This is a genomic window from Rhizobium sp. 'Codium 1' (assembly GCF_020889605.1).
Classification (GTDB): Bacteria; Pseudomonadota; Alphaproteobacteria; order Rhizobiales; family Rhizobiaceae; genus Allorhizobium; species Allorhizobium algae.
Map to the genome: position 1 here is coordinate 136,612 of NZ_JAJGPW010000002.1, position 16,593 is coordinate 153,204.

Genomic DNA, 16,593 nt, shown 5'->3' on the forward strand with positions numbered 1-16,593 from the left:
TCTGGCTTGCGAAGGGAGTTGGCCGTATTATGGCAGGTTCTTAACCCCGCCCCTCCTCGACACACCATCAACCGTGTCCTAGTCTCACGCCCATGACCACGCCCCTCGCCCTCACCGATACCGTCCCCGAGGCGGCCCGGGATGCCATCCTCGCCGGCATCAGGGCCCATAATGACATCTTGCTGGGTCCGACCGACCGGCGTGACCTCTTCATCCCGATCTCAACGGATGAGGGAACGATCGACGGCGGCCTTGTCGGTTATACCGGGCGCGGCTGGCTTTACGTGGAAATGCTGTCTGTGCCGGAACGGCTGCGCGGCAAGGGTTTGGCCGGGAGGCTACTGGCACTTGCTGAAGAAGAGGCAAAAGATCGAGGCTGCGTCGGGGCCTATATCGATACGATCAACCCGGTCGCCCGCCGCGCCTATGAGCGCGCCGGATACACGGTTTTCGGGCGTATTGAGAATTTTAGCCGGGGCGAGGATATCTGCTGGCTGATCAAGCGCTTCCTGCCCGGTGTCGGCACTGGGCAAAACGACCAGATTTGAAAGGACCCGGCGTCAGCCGACCGACCCCGTCCGCGTCAGAAAATCAGCTTCAACAACAGGACCACAACGATCAGGCCGATGAGGAAAATGGCTCCGATCGTACCACCGATGAATTTCAGCATGCCTGTCTCCTGTCTGTTTCAATGCGGGTTGGACAGGGAAAACAGATCGAAGCCGACTTGGTTCCGCAGGCAGGCAAGCGCCGCAGGCAAAGGAGCGCCTGGCAGCCCCGGAGTTTGTGATCAAAAGATGCAAACGCAGTCAGGCCGAGGCATAGGCCTTCTTCGCTGCGGAATCGTCAAAACCCGATGCTGCGGCCTTTGCCGCCCCGCAGTCGCGCCAGGCGATCACACCCTTCAGCCTGTCATGCACATCGCCCGCCAGCGGCACCACCAGCACCCGGTTCGGATCAACCGGCCCGGGAAAGGCGAGCGCCTGATAGGCGACCTTCTCGAAACCAAGCGGCATGTAGTAGGGCGGGTCACCGATCAGGATGACGCCCTCGGAACCCTTGCGCCGCGCCGCCTCGATGGCGATGCGCACGAGTTCGCGGCCAATACCCCGGTTCTTGTGGGAAGGTCGCACCGCAAGCGGTCCGAGCAGATGCCCTTTCACGGCCCCGGCAAGCACCGGCGTCATGCGCACCGAGGCGATCGCCTCGCCATTGTCGGTGCAGATGAAGGAAAGCGAAAGGTCATGCGGTCCCTGCTCGCGAATGCGCGCCGCCGCACGGGTGTGCCGGCCAGGACCGAAGGCTTCTTCGTTGATGAGTTCGATGACAGCGTCGTGCGACGCATCCTCGGTGAGGTAGACAAGGCCAGAGTGAAACATGGATGACCGAAACCAGAAAGACAGACAGCAATAGGGTTCACGCGCACGTCAGCGGTGCGTTCGGGAGCTTCAGCGTCGTCGTGGGTTCCGTGCGATGGTCATTGGGGCCTTCAAATCTTGAGGTGTGTTCCGATAGCAGCAAAATTTCGCTTCGTCCAACGGAAAACGCACTGTTCAATCCATTGCCCCTCGCAATCGCGCCCAACACCCGTATCTTCCGGGGCAAGTTGAAACGAGAGGAAACGACCATGGGCCGACTGGTGGATGGCGTCTGGCAGGACGTCTGGTACGACACGAAATCGACATCCGGACATTTCAAACGCGCTGATTCGAGCTTTCGCAACTGGGTGACGGCAGATGGTGCCGCCGGTCCCTCGGGCAAGGCCGGTTTCAAGGCAGAGGCCGGGCGCTACCACCTCTACGTCTCCTATGCCTGCCCCTGGGCACATCGCACATTGATCTTCCGCGCCCTGAAGGGCCTCGAAGACATGATCTCGGTTTCGGTGGTCGATCCGCTGATGCTGGAAAACGGCTGGGAATTCCACGACCGCGACGGCGCCACGCCCGACCATCTCTTCGGCTCGGATTTCCTCTGGCAGGTGTATGTGAAAGCCGACCCGACCTTCTCGGGCCGCGTCACGGTCCCGGTCCTCTGGGACAAACAGCAGGGCACGATCGTCTCGAACGAGAGCGCCGAGATCATACGCATGTTCAACTCGGCCTTTGATCACCTGACTGGCTCGACACTCGACATGCGCCCGGAAGATCTGCACGCCGAGATCGACGAGGTGAACAGCCGGATCTACGACACCGTCAACAACGGCGTCTACAAGGCCGGTTTCGCCACCACGCAGGAGGCCTATGAAAGCGCGGTTTACCCGCTTTTCGAGACGCTCGACTGGCTGGAGCAACGCCTGAGCAACCAGCGCTACCTTTTCGGCAACCGCATGACGGAGGCCGACTGGCGCCTCTTCACCACGCTGGTGCGTTTCGACCCCGTCTATGTCGGCCACTTCAAGTGCAACATTCGCCGCATCGCCGACTATCCGTCATTGTCAGCCTATCTGCGCGACCTCTACCAGACGCCGGGCATCGCCCGGACGGTCGAGATGCATCATATCAAGCACCACTATTATCGCAGCCACACCATGATCAATCCGACGGGTGTCGTACCCGCCGGACCCGATGAGGACCTGACGGCGCCGCACGGTCGCGAGACATTGGGCGCCTGACCCGTCACCAGTGATGCGTGGGGGAAATCTCCCCGCGCAGTTCCGCAATCCGCCGTCGCGTCGCTTCGGTCGTGCCGTCTGGCAGTGCGTCAGTTTGGAAGAACCCGCATTCCGCGATCTCCCGGTCCCCCGGACGATCTGCCGTCTGGCGAACACCGACTCGGTAAAGCAGCACATGGTCGCGACCGCTGACCCTGGCGTTGAAATAGACGTGAAAGAGTTCAGGCGCGCTCACTGCCTCGAGATTGCCCTCCTCGCGCATCTCCTTCAAAAGCGCCTCGAGCGCCGTCTCTCCGCGCTCCACGCCGCCGCCGGGCATATGCCAGCCCGGAACATAGGTGTGGCGCACGAGAAAGATGCGGCCCGCATCATCGAAGCAGGCGGCCCGCACTCCGAGCGTCATGCCGCGACTGACCGCGAAATAGATATGCAGGACACGAACAAGGAACCTCTTCGGCCATCCGAGCCTTTCGCTATCGACGCCGGTCCCGGCACCACCCGCTGGCCTCATTTTTCTTGCCCCTTGGTTTCAGCGCCGCTATGAGAAGCGCCATGTTCAAGCTTGCCCACATCTCCGACGTGCATCTGGGGCCACTGCCGAACCTGACGATCCGGGAACTGGCGTCCAAGCGGATTACGGGCTATGTGAACTGGCATCGCAACCGCCGCAAGCATCTTTTCCCCAATGCTCTGGAAATGGTCCTGGAGGCGCTGCGCGCAGAAAGCCCGGATCACCTGGCGATCACGGGAGACCTGGTCAATCTCGCCTCGAAGCTCGAGATCAAGCTGGTTGCGGAATGGCTGAAGGAAGCCGGCGCGCCGCTCGACACGTCGGTCGTGCCCGGCAATCACGACGCCTATGTGCCCGGCGCCCATGAGCGCGCCGTCCAGGCCTGGTACGACTACATGCGCGGCGACGACGACCCACTGATCTTCCAGGACGACCACAAGCTCTTCCCCTATATCCGCCGCCGTGGACCGGTCGCCCTGATCGGCTGCTCCACCTCGCTTGCCACCCCACCCTTTTCCGCCCAGGGATATTTCAGCGGTCGTCAGGCCCGCGAAACGGCAGCACTGCTGAAGGCCGCCGGCGAAGAAGGCCTCTTCCGCGTGGTCATGATCCACCACCCGCCGATCCGGGGGGCCGCCCCGCAGCACAAACGCATGCTCGGCATCCGCCGCTTTGCCGCCGCCATCCGCAAGGGGGGCGCAGAGCTCGTGCTGCATGGTCACACGCATCTCAACACGCTCCACTGGCTGGCGGACCGCGAAAAACCCGTCCCTGTGGTCGGCATTGCCTCGGCAAGTCAGGGCCCGGGCGCCAAGAAGCCGGCCGCCGGCTACAATCTCTTCTCGATCGATGGCGAAGCAGGAAAATGGCAGCTCGACTGGCAGCGCTTCAAGATCGAGAGGGAGGACGCGCCGCTCAAGCTCGACCATAGCGAACGCCTGCTCGGGTGAGCCTTCAGCCTTCCGCTAACGCCGCCCGGATCGCGACCGCCACCATGTCAGGCGCCTCGTCGATCAGCATATGGCCTGCCCCCTCGATCAGCGTGACCTCGGCCCCCTGCCAGATATCTTTCGCCTGCGAGACGGGCAGGATCGGGTCGGCTGTTCCCCAGAGCAATCGCGTGGGGGTCTGAAGACCTGCAAAGGTGGAGAGCGGTAACGTCCCCTGCCTCATCGAGCCATCACGCTCGACCAGGAAAGACGCGAGGATCTGCATCAGCCGATCGATCGCGCCGGGAAGCCTTCGAGCATCCGCAAGCCGTTCGAGACCCGCCGCCTCGGGCGCAACAGTCTGGGCGACCATCGCGGCCAAACCGTGGGCCAACTCGTCGGGTTCGACCGCCAAACCATAACGCAGCAAAGCCTCTTGGTTGATCTCCGACCCAAAGCCACCAGGTGCCACAAGCGTCAGGGACGCCACCCGATCATGCACCCGCTGCGCGATCAGACTTGCAACAGCCCCGCCCATCGAGTGGCCGCAGAGATGGAAGGCGGACAATCCTCGCCGCTCGAGATCGTCAAGGATGGCCATGGCCATCACGCCGGCATGGCCGACACCCTCAGCGTTGAGCGACCGCCCATGCCCCGGCAGGTCATAGATGAGAAGCGGCTGGCCTGGATCCAGCTTGGCAATGACCGGTGCCCACAGCGCTCCGATCCCGCCGAACCCGTGCAACAGCACGAGCGGAGCCTTCGCCGAGGACGGATGTCGGACCTCGGCGAAAAGCGTCATGGCATTAGGCCTTCTTCTGCTCGTCGAGCACGCGATTGGCCGCAGACACGATCGCCTCGAGCGAGGCCGTCACGATATTGGTGTTGATGCCAGCCCCGAACAGCTTGCCGCCGGCATGCGCCATTTCGACATAGGCGATCGCCGCGGCGTTCGAACCGTGCTGCAACGAATGCTCGGAATAATCCTGCACCGAGAGATCGATGCCGAGATAGGTCGACAGCGCATTGACGAAGCCGTCGATCGGGCCGGTGCCCTGGCCCTCGATCCGCTTCGTCTCGCCCTTGTCGGTAATCTCGGCCGCAACGACGCGAATGCCCTTCTGGTCCGATCCGGCCGGATAGGTATGGTGATCGACAAACTTGATCCGCGCCTCAGGCTGCTCGACATAGCGCTCGATGAAGCGCTCATAGATCTTCTTCGACGGCAGTTCCTTGCCATCCTCGTCGGTGATCCGCTGGATGTCCTCGCGGAACTCCACCTGCAGGGCGCGCGGCAGGTTGATGCCGTAATCTTCCTGCAGGATATAGGCGATACCGCCCTTGCCCGACTGCGAATTGATCCGGATGATCGCCTCATAGGTGCGCCCGACATCCTGAGGATCGATCGGCAGATAAGGCACTTCCCAGACCGGATGATTGGCGGTCTTGATCGCCTTCATGCCCTTGTTGATCGCATCCTGGTGCGAGCCGGAAAAGGCCGTGTAGACCAGTTCACCGACATAAGGGTGACGCTCGGGAATGACCATCTCGTTGGAATATTCGTAGACCGCCTTGATCCGCTCGATGTCGGAGCAGTCCAGCTCCGGATCGACCCCTTGCGTGAACATGTTGAGCGCCAGGGTGACGATGTCGACATTGCCGGTGCGCTCGCCATTGCCGAACAGTGTGCCCTCGACACGGTCTGCACCGGCCATCAGGGCCAGTTCCGTCGCTGCAATGCCGGTACCCCGGTCATTGTGCGGATGCAGCGAGATGATGACGTTTTCGCGTTGGTCGATATTGCGGCACATCCATTCGATCTGGTCGGCATAGATGTTCGGCGTCGCCATCTCGACGGTCGACGGCAGGTTCAGGATCAGCTTGTTGTCAGCCGTCGGCTTCACTTCGGCGATGACGGCGTTGCAGATCTCGAGAGCGACCTCCAGCTCGGTGCCGGTAAAGCTTTCCGGCGAATATTCGAAGCGATAACCACCACCGGCCTTCTGCGCCATATCCATGATCATCTTCGCCGCATCGACGGCAATCTGCTTGATGCCGGCGACATCCTTGCCAAACACGACGCGGCGCTGCAGTTCGGAAGTCGAGTTGTAGAAATGGATGATCGGCTTGTGTGCCCCTTCCAGGGCCTCGAAGGTTCGCGTGATCAGCTCCGGCCGGCACTGCACCAGCACCTGCAACGAAACATCCTCAGGCACGCCGCCCTCTTCCACGCACCAGCGGGCAAAGTCGAAATCGGTCTGCGAAGCCGACGGAAAGCCGATCTCGATTTCCTTGAAGCCCATGTCCAGCAAGAGCTGGAACATGCGAGCCTTGCGGTCATGGCCCATCGGGTTGACCAGCGACTGATTGCCATCGCGCAAATCGACCGAGCACCAGATCGGCGCCTTCTCGATCACTTTCGACGGCCAGGTGCGGTCGGAAATGGCGATCTGCGGATAGGGGCGGTACTTGGCCGAAGCGTCCGGCATGCCCTGCTTGACGGTATGGGTTCTCAAAATCATCGTCTTCGTCTCTTCTCGTCCTCGGGCGGCTGCCATGGCTGATAACAAATCAGCAAAGCTTTGGCACGCGCGCACAGACCCTTATCAAGGGATGGATTACATCAATTGGGGAAATTCGAGGAGCAATCGCCAAACGGCTGACCCGGCCGCCGGGCGCTCCTCAATGGACCCGGCAACCGCGGATAAGGCCGAGAAGAAGAAGCGAGTTTGGCACCGACGCGACGAAAGAGGCCGCAGCGCGGGCCGTCATCTCAGTCGCAGCAATGGGTGTGCCGTTGGTCTTCATGGCAAAAGAGATAACGCGATGAAATGAATCGCGCAAGGGCGTTATTCGCCAGCGGATCAAGACTCCGTCGGAGACGTTCTTCAACCCACCTTGAAACGAGCCCATCGAGCGGCACCGCCGGACGTTTGGCAAAGGCCGCGACATTCGCGAAGGGTGAAGGCCGGATAGGCACAAGCACCGGAAATTCTCAGCTACGTCGTGCAACCCTCACCAGCCCCAGCATGGCCACGCCGGCAATCAGGCCCCAGAACGCCCCGGAAATCCCGAGAATGGAAATCCCGGACGCGGTGACCAGGAATGTCACCGCTGCCGCCTCCCGCGTCTCCGGCACCTGGAAAGCTGCAACCGAGGAACCCGAAAATGCGCCGATCAGCGCCAGCCCAGCGACCGACTGAATGAGGATCGGCGGCGCAAGCGACACGAAACCGGTCACCGCGCCGGCCGCAAGACCCAGAAGCACATAGCCGATGCCGGCAATGATCGCCGCCCAGTAGCGCCGCTTCGGATCAGGATGCGCATCCTCGCCCGCGCACATCGCGGCCGTGATCGCCGCAAGGTTCACAGCATGCCCGCCAAACGGCGCCGACAGCGCGGAAAACAGCCCGGTCACGGCAAACATCGGGCCCGGCTGAGGCTCATATTTGTTGACCTTGAGGATCGCGATACCCGGAATGTTCTGCGAGGCCATGGTGACGATGAACAACGGCAGCGCGATCGAGACGAGTGCCGGAAGCGTAAAGGCCGGAAGCACGAATGCCACCGGCGGCGCAAGAGATGCTGCCCAGCTCGCCATGGCGCCCGCGGGCAAATCCACCCCGAAGATGATGACCACGACAAAGGCGACCAGTGCTGCCGGCACCGCATAAAGCCGCTTGAAGGCTGCCACCACCGCCCAGACGACCAGGATCGGCAGGCCAAGCGTCGCATCGAAGGCCACGGCCTGAAACGGTGCAAAGCAGAGATTGAGAATGACACCGGCCAGCATTGCATTGGCGATCGGCGCCGGAATGGCTGCCACCGCCCGCCCGAACGGGCGGACCAGGCCGGCCAGCACGATCAGCGCCGCACACACCAGAAACGCCCCGACCGCCGCCGGAAAGCCGCCAACGGGAATGCCCGCCGTCACCATCAGCGCCGCCCCCGGCGTCGACCAGGCGACCGACACCGGCAGCTTCGTCCACACGCTCAAGACGATGCCGCAAATACCCATGGCCAACGACAGCGCCATAAGCCCCGAAGCCGCCTCGTAATCCGTGGCGCCCACACCCTTCAGTCCCTGAAGCACGACGGCAAACGAACTGGCAAAGCCGACAAAGGCGACGAGCACGCCCATGAAGGCGGCCTGGGGGGAAAAGTCTTTCAACATGACAGGGCTCACAAAGTCGATCTTGATAGACGAAAGCGGAAACAAATTTTCGTCCGTCTGGCAAGCCAGACGCGACCGCAGAAAGACCTGCAACCGCTCAGGCGTCGCTGGCGGTCCTGATCGCACCATCTCCAGGGTCCTGCTCCGCCCGGTCAGTGTCCGCATGCCGATGTCTGAACACGCCCCATACGCTTGAAAGCAGGGCTGCACGCGCAGACACCCGAGGCGGCAGGTCGATACTTGCGTGATCAGCAGCGTCATCTGCCCTTCATGGAAATCGGGCAGGCAATCTCCAGGGTGAAAACCCAAGCTTCCGCTTGCCTTTTCGCCCCCTTTTGCCTATGGACCCCCCTCCGATGCATTCGGGGACGTCCCGTTCACTTCCGCCTCATATGGCTGGGTTCACGAAGGATATGGCCTTGATCCAGACTCCCTATTACCTGATCGACAAATCCAAGCTCCTGCAGAACATGGAGAAGATCGCGACCCTGCGCGAACTCTCCGGCGCCAAGGCCTTGCTGGCTTTGAAGTGCTTCGCCACATGGTCGGTCTTCGATTTCATGCGAGATTACATGGACGGCACCACGTCCTCCTCGCTGAACGAGGTCCGTCTCGGCCATGAGCGTTTCGGCAAGGAGACGCATGCCTATTCGGTGGCCTATGCCGATTACGAGATCGACGAGGTCGTGTCCCATGCCGACAAGATCATCTTCAATTCGATCGGCCAGTTGACCCGCTTTGAGAACCAGTCCTCCGGCATTATCCGCGGCCTGCGCCTCAATCCCGGCGTCTCCTCCTCGAGCTTCGATCTCGCAGACCCCGCCCGCCCCTTCTCGCGGCTTGGCGAATGGGATCTGAAGAAGGTCGAGCCGGTCATGGACCTGATCTCCGGCTTCATGATCCACAACAATTGCGAAAACGGCGATTTCGATCTCTTCGACAAGATGCTCGGCGACATCGAACAGAAATTCGGCCCCCTGCTGAAAAAGGCGGACTGGATCTCCCTCGGCGGCGGCATCCACTTCACCGGCGAGGACTATCCGCTGGAAAAATTCGCCGAGCGCCTGAAGCGCTTTTCCGGCGAATATGGCGTGCAGGTCTTTCTCGAGCCCGGCGAAGCCTCGATCACCAAGTCGACCACGCTCGAAGTCACCGTGCTCGACAGACTTTACAACGGCAAGGATCTTGTCGTGGTGGACAGTTCCATCGAAGCGCATCTCCTCGATCTCCTGATCTACCGGGAAAGCGCGAAGGTCCATCCCAACCAGGGACCGCACCGGTACCAGGTCTGCGGCAAGTCCTGCCTCGCGGGCGACATCTTCGGCGAGTTCAATTTTGAAGCAGAATTGAACATCGGCGACCGCATCTCGCTGCAGGACACCGCCGGCTACACGATGGTCAAGAAAAACTGGTTTAACGGCGTGCAAATGCCGGCAATCGCCATCCGCGAACTGGATGGCAGCCTCAGGACGGTCCGTGAGTTCGACTACACGGACTACGAACAAAGCCTGTCCTGAACTCCCTCAGGAACAGGTTCTGACGATTGGACGCAAGGAGTGGTCCCATTATGAAGAAGAACGTGCTCATCATCGGCGCCGGCGGCGTCGCCCAGGTTGTCGCCCACAAGTGCGCGCAGAACAATGACGTGCTCGGCGACATCCATATCGCTTCGCGCACCAAGGCGAAATGCGACGCCATCATCGCTTCCGTGCACGAGAAGAAGGCGATGAAACAGCAAGGCGTGCTCGAAGCCCACCAGCTCGACGCCCTCGACATCGAAGCCACCAAGTCGCTGATCAAGAAGCTCGGCACCGAGATCGTCATCAATGTCGGCACCGCCTTCCTCAACATGTCGGTGCTGCGCGCCTGCATGGACACCGGCGTCGCCTATATCGACACCGCGATCCATGAAGAGCCGAACAAGATCTGCGAAACGCCCCCGTGGTACGGAAACTACGAGTGGAAGCGTGCGGAAGAATGCGCGGAAAAGGGCATCACCGCCATCCTCGGCGCAGGCTTCGATCCGGGTGTCGTCAACGCCTATGCCCGCCTTGCCAAGGACGAATATCTCGACAAGGTGACCGACGTCGACATCGTCGACATCAATGCCGGCAGCCATGGCAAATACTTCGCCACCAACTTCGACCCGGAAATCAACTTCCGCGAATTTACCGGCGTCGTCTATTCCTGGCAGGGCGGCGAATGGCAGGTGAACAAGATGTTCGAGATCGGCAAGGACTACGACCTGCCGGTCGTCGGCACGCGTCGCGCCTATCTCTGCGGCCATGACGAAGTTCACTCGCTGGCGAAGAACATGGACGGCGCCGACGTGCGCTTCTGGATGGGCTTTGGCGATCACTACATCAACGTCTTCACCGTGCTGAAGTCGATCGGTCTGCTCTCCGAACAGCCGGTCAAGCTCGCCGACGGTTCCGAAGTGGTGCCGCTCAAGGTCGTCAAGGCTTGCCTGCCCGACCCCTCCTCGCTTGCTCCCGAATATGAAGGCAAGACCTGCATCGGCGATTACGTCAAGGGCATCAAGGACGGCAAGGAAAAGACCGTCTTCCTCTACAACGTCGCCGACCACAAGGAAGCCTATAACGAAGTGGGCAGCCAGGGCATCTCCTACACCGCCGGCGTTCCCCCGGTCGCAGCCGCCATGCTCGTCGCGACCGGCGAATGGGACGTCAAGAAGATGGCCAACGTCGAAGAACTGCCGCCCAAGCCGTTTATCAATCTGCTGAACAAGATTGGCTTGCCGACGCGCATCCAGGACGAGGATGGCGATCGGGCTGTGGAGTTCTAAGAGCACGGTTGAGGATTGAGGGAATGCGGACCCCGCCGGAGAAATTCGGCGGGGTTTTTCTTTTGCCCACAAGCCCCACCGCCGTCATCCTCGGGCGCAGTCCCGAGGATCTGCTGCCGTCAGCGAAAGACGGCACGGTTGAAGGTGCGTCAATGCGGCATATGCTTGCTACGCCGTAGTCGGACGACCACCTGAGCGCTTCAAAGACAATGGGAGAAAACAATCAATCTCGTCTGCACTGAATGTCAAATCTTCCATTTTCTGCAGGCGCTTCTGAGCTTCACTGTACGCTTTTCCGTTGGTTTGTGGAGCGGCTTGGTAGAGCGCTGCGAGCATCGTCTGCAACTCATCGCGACGTTCAACAGCAGCAAACCTGTCGAGTGTGGGCAAGTCCGTCAGTAGCGAGAGATAGCACTCTCGAACATTCCACAGCTTCGCAGCTGCCTCACGATGTTTCTGTACGGTGCCACCAAGGTCAAAGTTCTTCAAATAGGTAGTGACGAACAATGTGAGAAAAGAAATCAATGCGGTCGCGACTTCCAACCACCACTTGTCTGCTACCACAGCGCCAACTGCACTTGTGCTCGTGGCAGCGGATAGCACAATCTGAAAAACCTTATAGCGGTTAAGTTTTGTAGCACAGATATCTGCCATCCGCTCGTGCGTCTTGTGCGAGTAGACAACCCGACCGAAACACTCGCGGATCTGATCCTCAAGGGCGACATCATGCTCAAGCTGCATAATCGTCTACCTCAGCGCTTTCCGCACTAATTGGAACGCGGACGCCGTCTCTTGCGATAACAACTCCATTCTGTACAGCATAACATTCAACACGGTGTTCTCCGCGAAAATCGCTACTTTCGTGCCTCTCCCAACCGCCCTTATCCGGCAGAATTTGGCCACGTATGATATCACGGCGCTCCGCCTCCTCGCCCCGATTTAAAACCTTCCAAAAAATGTCAACGTCAGGGGGGAGATCTGAAACATCAGCCAAGAAAAAGCGAAGGGACTTTTTTCGGTGCAGGATGCCATGCGCTCGGAGAAGATCACGCAGAAAAGCAGGCCGGAATCCGTTCTGGACAACTTCGCAGTCGACGCGCATGTCATAGCGAACATCAACGGGGAAGCGATCCTCCACAAATTCTTCCGTATCGCGGAAGACATATCTTGCCACAGCAACTTCTGCCGCCGATTGTTTGACTGGGGCAGGATAACCATTGCCAAAAACTTTCCGCCATTTCTGACGTTCATTTTTCTGCCCAGCGGCTTCGATAGCTTGCAGACAAAGCTCATACGCCTTCTTTGCTTTGCTCTCGAAGCGCTTTTTTACACGCACTCTCTGTCGGCTACCTAAAGCAGCATACTCGGATTGCTTGGGTTGTTCAGACAGATATTTGAAGAAATCGCGACACATATAGTCATAGTATAGGTAGCTCTTATCGTCGTACTCCTCAGTCGACTCGAGAAAATTGTACGCAAGCGTATCGATAAGCAATCCACCCATGGCTACGCCATGTTTGTTCTTCCACGCACGCGTCATTTTGCATAGGCGGCGCAAATTTCTATTTTTTCGGGCATTTGCAGCTTGCATCTCATCGAGCTCGGCCTGCGGCTTGGTAGTCTTCCATGATCCATCACCGGCCGTGTCCGGGTACTTGTAGCTTCCATCTGACTGCCTAAATGCGGGCATGACTTCAATATGAAAGTCCTTGTACAGAACACGCACCACCAAGCGGTCGACCTTAACAGTGGTCGCCGGATAACGGGCTTTTATGGCGTCCTTTGTATCGCGAAGAAGTTCATACTGCTTGCCGTCTTTATAGTTATCCCATTCTCCAGCAGGAACCATGTAGATCATATCCAAGTCGGAGATGCCTCTTATGGCCGTCCACCTACCATAGGATCCAACTTGTAGGCTGTTTGCAGTTTTTGACTCTGTATCTCGGAAGCGCTTATTCAAAACCGATGTGATTTCACCATACCGAAGCGATATCGTTTCATCGTTGTCGACCTTGATATTGTCCAAAAGAGCCTTGAAGTCTTCTGCGATACCCACTGCGCCTCCTATGTCCTCTCAGTGAGGTCCAGGCAATTAGAGCTACACAAACACATGTTCCTATTTTGTACGCATCAGCGCGCATTCGTCAAACATCGAAAGATGGTTGTCCCCCGGAATAATTCCCCGAAAAGATGATAGTTGAGGATGGCTAAAGGAGAAACACCATGGACACTGACTGGAAAACACTGCGCGCCGAACTGCCGGACGAGGTCCGCGCACGCCTCGACGCCAAGCGGAACGAGCGTCGGCTGGGCAAGGCGCTGGCCGAGGTCCGGAAGGCCATGCAGGCCACCCAACAGGAGGTCGCCGCCCGGGCCGGCATGACGCAGAACACCGTGTCGAAAATCGAACGCGCCGACGACGTGCTCCTCTCCTCCGTGGTCCGCTACATGCGCTCCATCGGCGGCGGCGTCGAACTCGTGCTCAAGACGCCTGATGGCAAGGAAAGCCGTGTCGATCTGACGCCAGAGCCGAACTGAGCATATCCACCCCGCCCCCGCCATGCTACGAGGCCGCCACACATCATACCACACGCGCCGAGACACCCGCCCATGCCCCCTGCCCTCCACACCGACCTCACCGCCGCCCTCCGCCCCCTGCTGGCGGAACTCCACCACACCCCCGACCTCTTCCAGACCTGGGACGTCCATCTGGAGCTTGTCGCGGCCGGTGGTCTCGTCGTGGTGAAATCGAAGCGGGCGAAGGGGCTGGTCGACAGCCTGTTCTGGGGCCGCGCGCCCGGCTCGACCGAAAACAAGCAGTTGCCGGAGGCGGTAGCCTTTGCCGCTGTTGACCGCTTCCTCGGCCTTGGCGCCCATCTGGCGCTGTCGGATGCGCTTCCGGAAGGTGCCGTGCTCAACGAGGCCTATCCCCATTGCGCGGTCAAATTCGCCTATCGCAAGAAGGGCGCCCCGAAGGCGCAATCGCTGTCGATGATCTTCATCGGCTTCAACGACGAGGCGGACGCCCTTGCTTATGCCGAGCGCGCGGAGGGCAACCTGCCGCTGGTGACAGCCAGGCCGTTTTCGGGCGAGAAACTCCACGAATGGCGCTGACAGGCGCCTAGGCTGCCGCCGACCGCTGTTCCAACAGCTCGCAAACCGGCACCGGGCGACCGTAGAGGTAGCCCTGGAAACACTGGCAGCCGGCGGCCTCCAGTGCTGCGCGCTGTGCTTCCGTCTCCACCCCCTCGGCGATCACGGCGAGCCCCAGGCTGGCGCTCAGCCTCATGATTGTCTCGACGATCGCCCCGTTGCGCGGGTCGGTCAGCAGTTCGCGCACGAAGGACTGGTCGATCTTGACCTGCTCGAAGGGCAGGTTCTTCAGCGAACTGAGCGATGAATATCCGGTTCCGAAGTCGTCGAGCGACCAGCAGATGCCGAAATCCTTCAGCGCCTTCATCTTGGTCTGCACCACGTCCATGTCGTCGGCCAGCACGCTTTCCGTCAGCTCCAGCTTCAGCGCCTGCGGCCGGGCGCCGGACAGTGTCACGATCGCCCGCACCTGCTCGACGAAATCCGGCTGGCGAAATTGCGTGGCGCTGACATTGACGGCGATGGTCAGGTGCTGGGTCTCGGGCAAGCGGGACCAGGCCTGCAGCTGGGCAGCGGCGGTTCTCAAGACCCATTCGCCGATCGGAATGATCAGCCCCGTCTCCTCAGCCAGCGGAATGAAGGCATTCGGCGGCACCATACCCTTTGTCGGATGGCGCCAGCGCAAGAGCGCCTCGACCCCGGTCATTGCCCCCTTGAGGTCCACCTGCGGCTGGTAATGCAGTTCGAACTCGCCGCGCGCGATCGCCCGGCGGACCTCGCCCTCCAGCGCCCGGCGTGCATCGACATCGGCCTGCATGATGAGCACGACCACACAGGTCGCGACCGTGCCGGTGATCTGATTGGCGAAGACCTCGATGGTCCCCGCCCCCTGCATCACGCCGGGGATCGCCACATGCGGCATGATATCGAGTGAAAAGCCGAGAAAGCCGGCAAGCCCCAGAGAGGGCAGCAAGACCCGGAGATAGAAGCCCTCGCGCTGAAAGACGAGATAGCTGGCGGCCACCACCGGCAGGAAATTGAAGTGTACGGAGGCCTGGATCCCCGGCGCCGGATCTTCGCAGAGCGCTGCAAGCAAAATGCTCAGCAAGAGCCCATGCGACATCACCAGGGCGCCGGTCCGGATCCGGTTGCCAAAGGCCAGTGCCACCATGGCCAGCCCCAGCGCAAAGGACAAGGATGCGGTCAAGGCGGACCCCGCTGACAGAAGTGTCATCGAGGCCCCGAGCCAGAGTGCGCTCACGATCACGACGACCATGCCGCCGATCAGAACGAGATTCTTGACGCGCCTGTTGTGCCGCCCGTCAGCTGTCCAGCGGGACAGGTCGGACGCCGCGCGCTGGTAGGAAGGTGAGAAGAGGAAATCGGAGGAACTTGAACGCATCAGCCGTCACCAGGAAAAGAAGGGCTATCGGTGGTCGTCCCTGCATGAACGGAAAGAGCAGCAATCGGATAAGGGAAAAACATGGGAAGCGTGAAAATCCGGAATGTATCGAGGGTCATGGCACAAGGTCTATCCGGTTACGGCGTCGGCCAAGCGGCGCAAAGCCCCGGATGGCATCGGCCCCGGCCCTCCGCGACCGCATGCCCAAACGCGGCTACGATCCGCTGGTCTGACCGCAGCAACGCCCAGATACGAAAAAGCTGCCGGATCGCTCCGGCGGCTTTCTTGATGTTTCCCGAAAATCGACCTCAGCCGATATCGGCATGGCTTTCGATAATCCGGCCGACCAGGCCATAGGTGACGGCGTCTTCTGCCGTCAGCCAGTAGTCGCGGTCGATGTCTTTCGCGATCTTCTCCTGGGTCTGCCCGGTAGCCTTGGCGTAGATCTTGATCAGGCGCTCGTTCATCTTGATGATTTCGCGGGCCTGGATCTCGATATCGGACGCCATGCCGCGCGTGCCGCCAGACGGCTGGTGCATCAGGAAGCGGGTGTTCGGCAGGGCCAGACGGCGCTCCTTGGGAACCGCGACGAAGATCAGCGAACCGGCAGAGGCGGCCCAGCCGGTGGCGATAATCCAGACCTTCGGCTTGATGAACTTGATCATGTCATGGATCGCATCGCCGGCTTCCACATGGCCGCCCGGCGAGCAGACGAACACGCGAATGTCTTCATCCGAAGCGGCAGCAAGCGCGACGAGCTGCGTGCAGACCTTCTGCGCCAGCTCCATGGTGATCCCGCCATAGATAAAGATCGAACGCGACTTGAAGAGGTTCGCCTCCGTTTCCTTGCCGATCGGCAGTTCCTTGCTCTTGTCGTCTTCGTCTTCGTTCATCACAGGGGATAGTCCTTCTTGCGTTTGGCTCATCCGCACATAGTGCGTCTGCAGGCTTAAGACAATGCGGGAAAAAGACAAGCACGGAAGCGATGAACAGGAGGTTACGCCGGTGCTCCGACTGGCCGCGTTCGACACCCGTTCTTAACGCAAGCAGGCTAGGCTTCGCTCATG

At 60.3% G+C, this 16,593-nt stretch carries 16 protein-coding genes; 7 read left to right on the top strand and 9 right to left on the bottom strand.

Going from position 1 to position 16,593, the window contains the following annotated elements; all coding sequences use genetic code 11:
- Nucleotides 1-92: 92 nt before the first annotated feature.
- Nucleotides 93-548, top strand: coding sequence for a GNAT family N-acetyltransferase (locus tag LJE98_RS05905; RefSeq protein WP_229574144.1), 456 nt, complete (start codon nt 93-95; stop codon nt 546-548).
- Between the two features lie 261 nt (nt 549-809).
- Here the strand turns inward: LJE98_RS05905 and LJE98_RS05910 are convergent, their stop codons facing one another.
- A complete protein-coding gene (locus tag LJE98_RS05910; RefSeq protein ID WP_229574145.1) occupies nt 810-1,379 on the bottom strand; it encodes a GNAT family N-acetyltransferase in 570 nt (189 codons plus the stop codon).
- A 248-nt stretch (nt 1,380-1,627) separates the two neighbouring features.
- Here LJE98_RS05910 and LJE98_RS05915 point away from each other — a divergent pair, with 248 nt between their 5' ends.
- The gene (locus LJE98_RS05915; RefSeq protein WP_229574146.1) at nt 1,628-2,611 is read left to right on the top strand and encodes a glutathione S-transferase family protein; all 984 of its coding nucleotides are present in this window, start codon (nt 1,628-1,630) and stop codon (nt 2,609-2,611) included.
- Nucleotides 2,612-2,615: 4 nt separating this feature from the next.
- Here LJE98_RS05915 and LJE98_RS05920 read toward each other — a convergent pair whose 3' ends face one another.
- On the bottom strand, nt 2,616-3,122 hold the full coding sequence (locus LJE98_RS05920; RefSeq protein ID WP_420710104.1) for an NUDIX domain-containing protein: 507 nt from the start codon (nt 3,120-3,122) through the stop codon (nt 2,616-2,618).
- Nucleotides 3,123-3,163: 41 nt separating this feature from the next.
- Here LJE98_RS05920 and LJE98_RS05925 point away from each other — a divergent pair, with 41 nt between their 5' ends.
- Nucleotides 3,164-4,072: a metallophosphoesterase family protein gene (locus LJE98_RS05925; protein ID WP_229574147.1), complete on the top strand. Its 909-nt coding sequence runs from the start codon at nt 3,164-3,166 to the stop codon at nt 4,070-4,072.
- A gap of 4 nt (nt 4,073-4,076) precedes the next feature.
- Here LJE98_RS05925 and LJE98_RS05930 read toward each other — a convergent pair whose 3' ends face one another.
- The 3 genes from LJE98_RS05930 to LJE98_RS05940 all read right to left on the bottom strand — a co-directional run bounded on the left by LJE98_RS05930 (nt 4,077) and on the right by LJE98_RS05940 (nt 8,225).
- Nucleotides 4,077-4,853, bottom strand: a complete 777-nt coding sequence (locus tag LJE98_RS05930; RefSeq protein WP_229574148.1) for an alpha/beta fold hydrolase — start codon at nt 4,851-4,853, stop codon at nt 4,077-4,079.
- A 4-nt stretch (nt 4,854-4,857) separates the two neighbouring features.
- Nucleotides 4,858-6,573 carry a 2-isopropylmalate synthase gene (gene leuA / locus LJE98_RS05935; protein ID WP_229574150.1) on the bottom strand — a complete coding sequence of 572 codons (1,716 nt, stop codon included), beginning with the start codon at nt 6,571-6,573 and terminating at the stop codon, nt 4,858-4,860.
- Between the two features lie 473 nt (nt 6,574-7,046).
- Entirely contained in the window at nt 7,047-8,225 is a 1,179-nt protein-coding gene (locus tag LJE98_RS05940; RefSeq protein ID WP_229574152.1) for a benzoate/H(+) symporter BenE family transporter, read from the bottom strand.
- Nucleotides 8,226-8,644: 419 nt separating this feature from the next.
- Here LJE98_RS05940 and LJE98_RS05945 point away from each other — a divergent pair, with 419 nt between their 5' ends.
- Together LJE98_RS05945 and LJE98_RS05950 are read left to right on the top strand one after the other, a co-directional pair.
- The gene (locus LJE98_RS05945) at nt 8,645-9,742 is read left to right on the top strand and encodes a carboxynorspermidine decarboxylase (RefSeq protein WP_229574160.1); all 1,098 of its coding nucleotides are present in this window, start codon (nt 8,645-8,647) and stop codon (nt 9,740-9,742) included.
- Between the two features lie 50 nt (nt 9,743-9,792).
- Nucleotides 9,793-11,031: a saccharopine dehydrogenase family protein gene (locus tag LJE98_RS05950; RefSeq protein ID WP_229574162.1), complete on the top strand. Its 1,239-nt coding sequence runs from the start codon at nt 9,793-9,795 to the stop codon at nt 11,029-11,031.
- Between the two features lie 168 nt (nt 11,032-11,199).
- On the opposite strand, the gene LJE98_RS05955 is transcribed toward LJE98_RS05950, so the two are convergent.
- Both LJE98_RS05955 and LJE98_RS20225 read right to left on the bottom strand, forming a co-directional pair.
- Nucleotides 11,200-11,772, bottom strand: a complete 573-nt coding sequence (locus LJE98_RS05955) for an SLATT domain-containing protein (RefSeq protein WP_229574164.1) — start codon at nt 11,770-11,772, stop codon at nt 11,200-11,202.
- Nucleotides 11,762-13,087, bottom strand: a complete 1,326-nt coding sequence (locus LJE98_RS20225) for an SMODS domain-containing nucleotidyltransferase (protein ID WP_229574165.1) — start codon at nt 13,085-13,087, stop codon at nt 11,762-11,764. The genes LJE98_RS05955 and LJE98_RS20225 overlap by 11 nt, the downstream gene beginning before the upstream one ends.
- A 167-nt stretch (nt 13,088-13,254) precedes the next feature.
- On the opposite strand from LJE98_RS20225, the gene LJE98_RS05965 reads away from it, so the two are divergent.
- Both LJE98_RS05965 and LJE98_RS05970 read left to right on the top strand, forming a co-directional pair.
- The gene (locus tag LJE98_RS05965; protein WP_229574167.1) at nt 13,255-13,569 is read left to right on the top strand and encodes a helix-turn-helix domain-containing protein; all 315 of its coding nucleotides are present in this window, start codon (nt 13,255-13,257) and stop codon (nt 13,567-13,569) included.
- Nucleotides 13,570-13,641: 72 nt separating this feature from the next.
- On the top strand, nt 13,642-14,145 hold the full coding sequence (locus LJE98_RS05970; protein WP_229574169.1) for a hypothetical protein: 504 nt from the start codon (nt 13,642-13,644) through the stop codon (nt 14,143-14,145).
- A gap of 7 nt (nt 14,146-14,152) precedes the next feature.
- Here LJE98_RS05970 and LJE98_RS05975 read toward each other — a convergent pair whose 3' ends face one another.
- Nucleotides 14,153-15,526, bottom strand: coding sequence for a putative bifunctional diguanylate cyclase/phosphodiesterase (locus tag LJE98_RS05975; protein WP_229574170.1), 1,374 nt, complete (start codon nt 15,524-15,526; stop codon nt 14,153-14,155).
- 308 nt (nt 15,527-15,834) lie between these two features.
- Nucleotides 15,835-16,419 (bottom strand): ATP-dependent Clp protease proteolytic subunit, encoded by a 585-nt coding sequence (locus LJE98_RS05980; RefSeq protein WP_229574172.1) that lies wholly within the window; start codon nt 16,417-16,419, stop codon nt 15,835-15,837.
- Between the last annotated feature and the right edge of the window lie 174 nt (nt 16,420-16,593).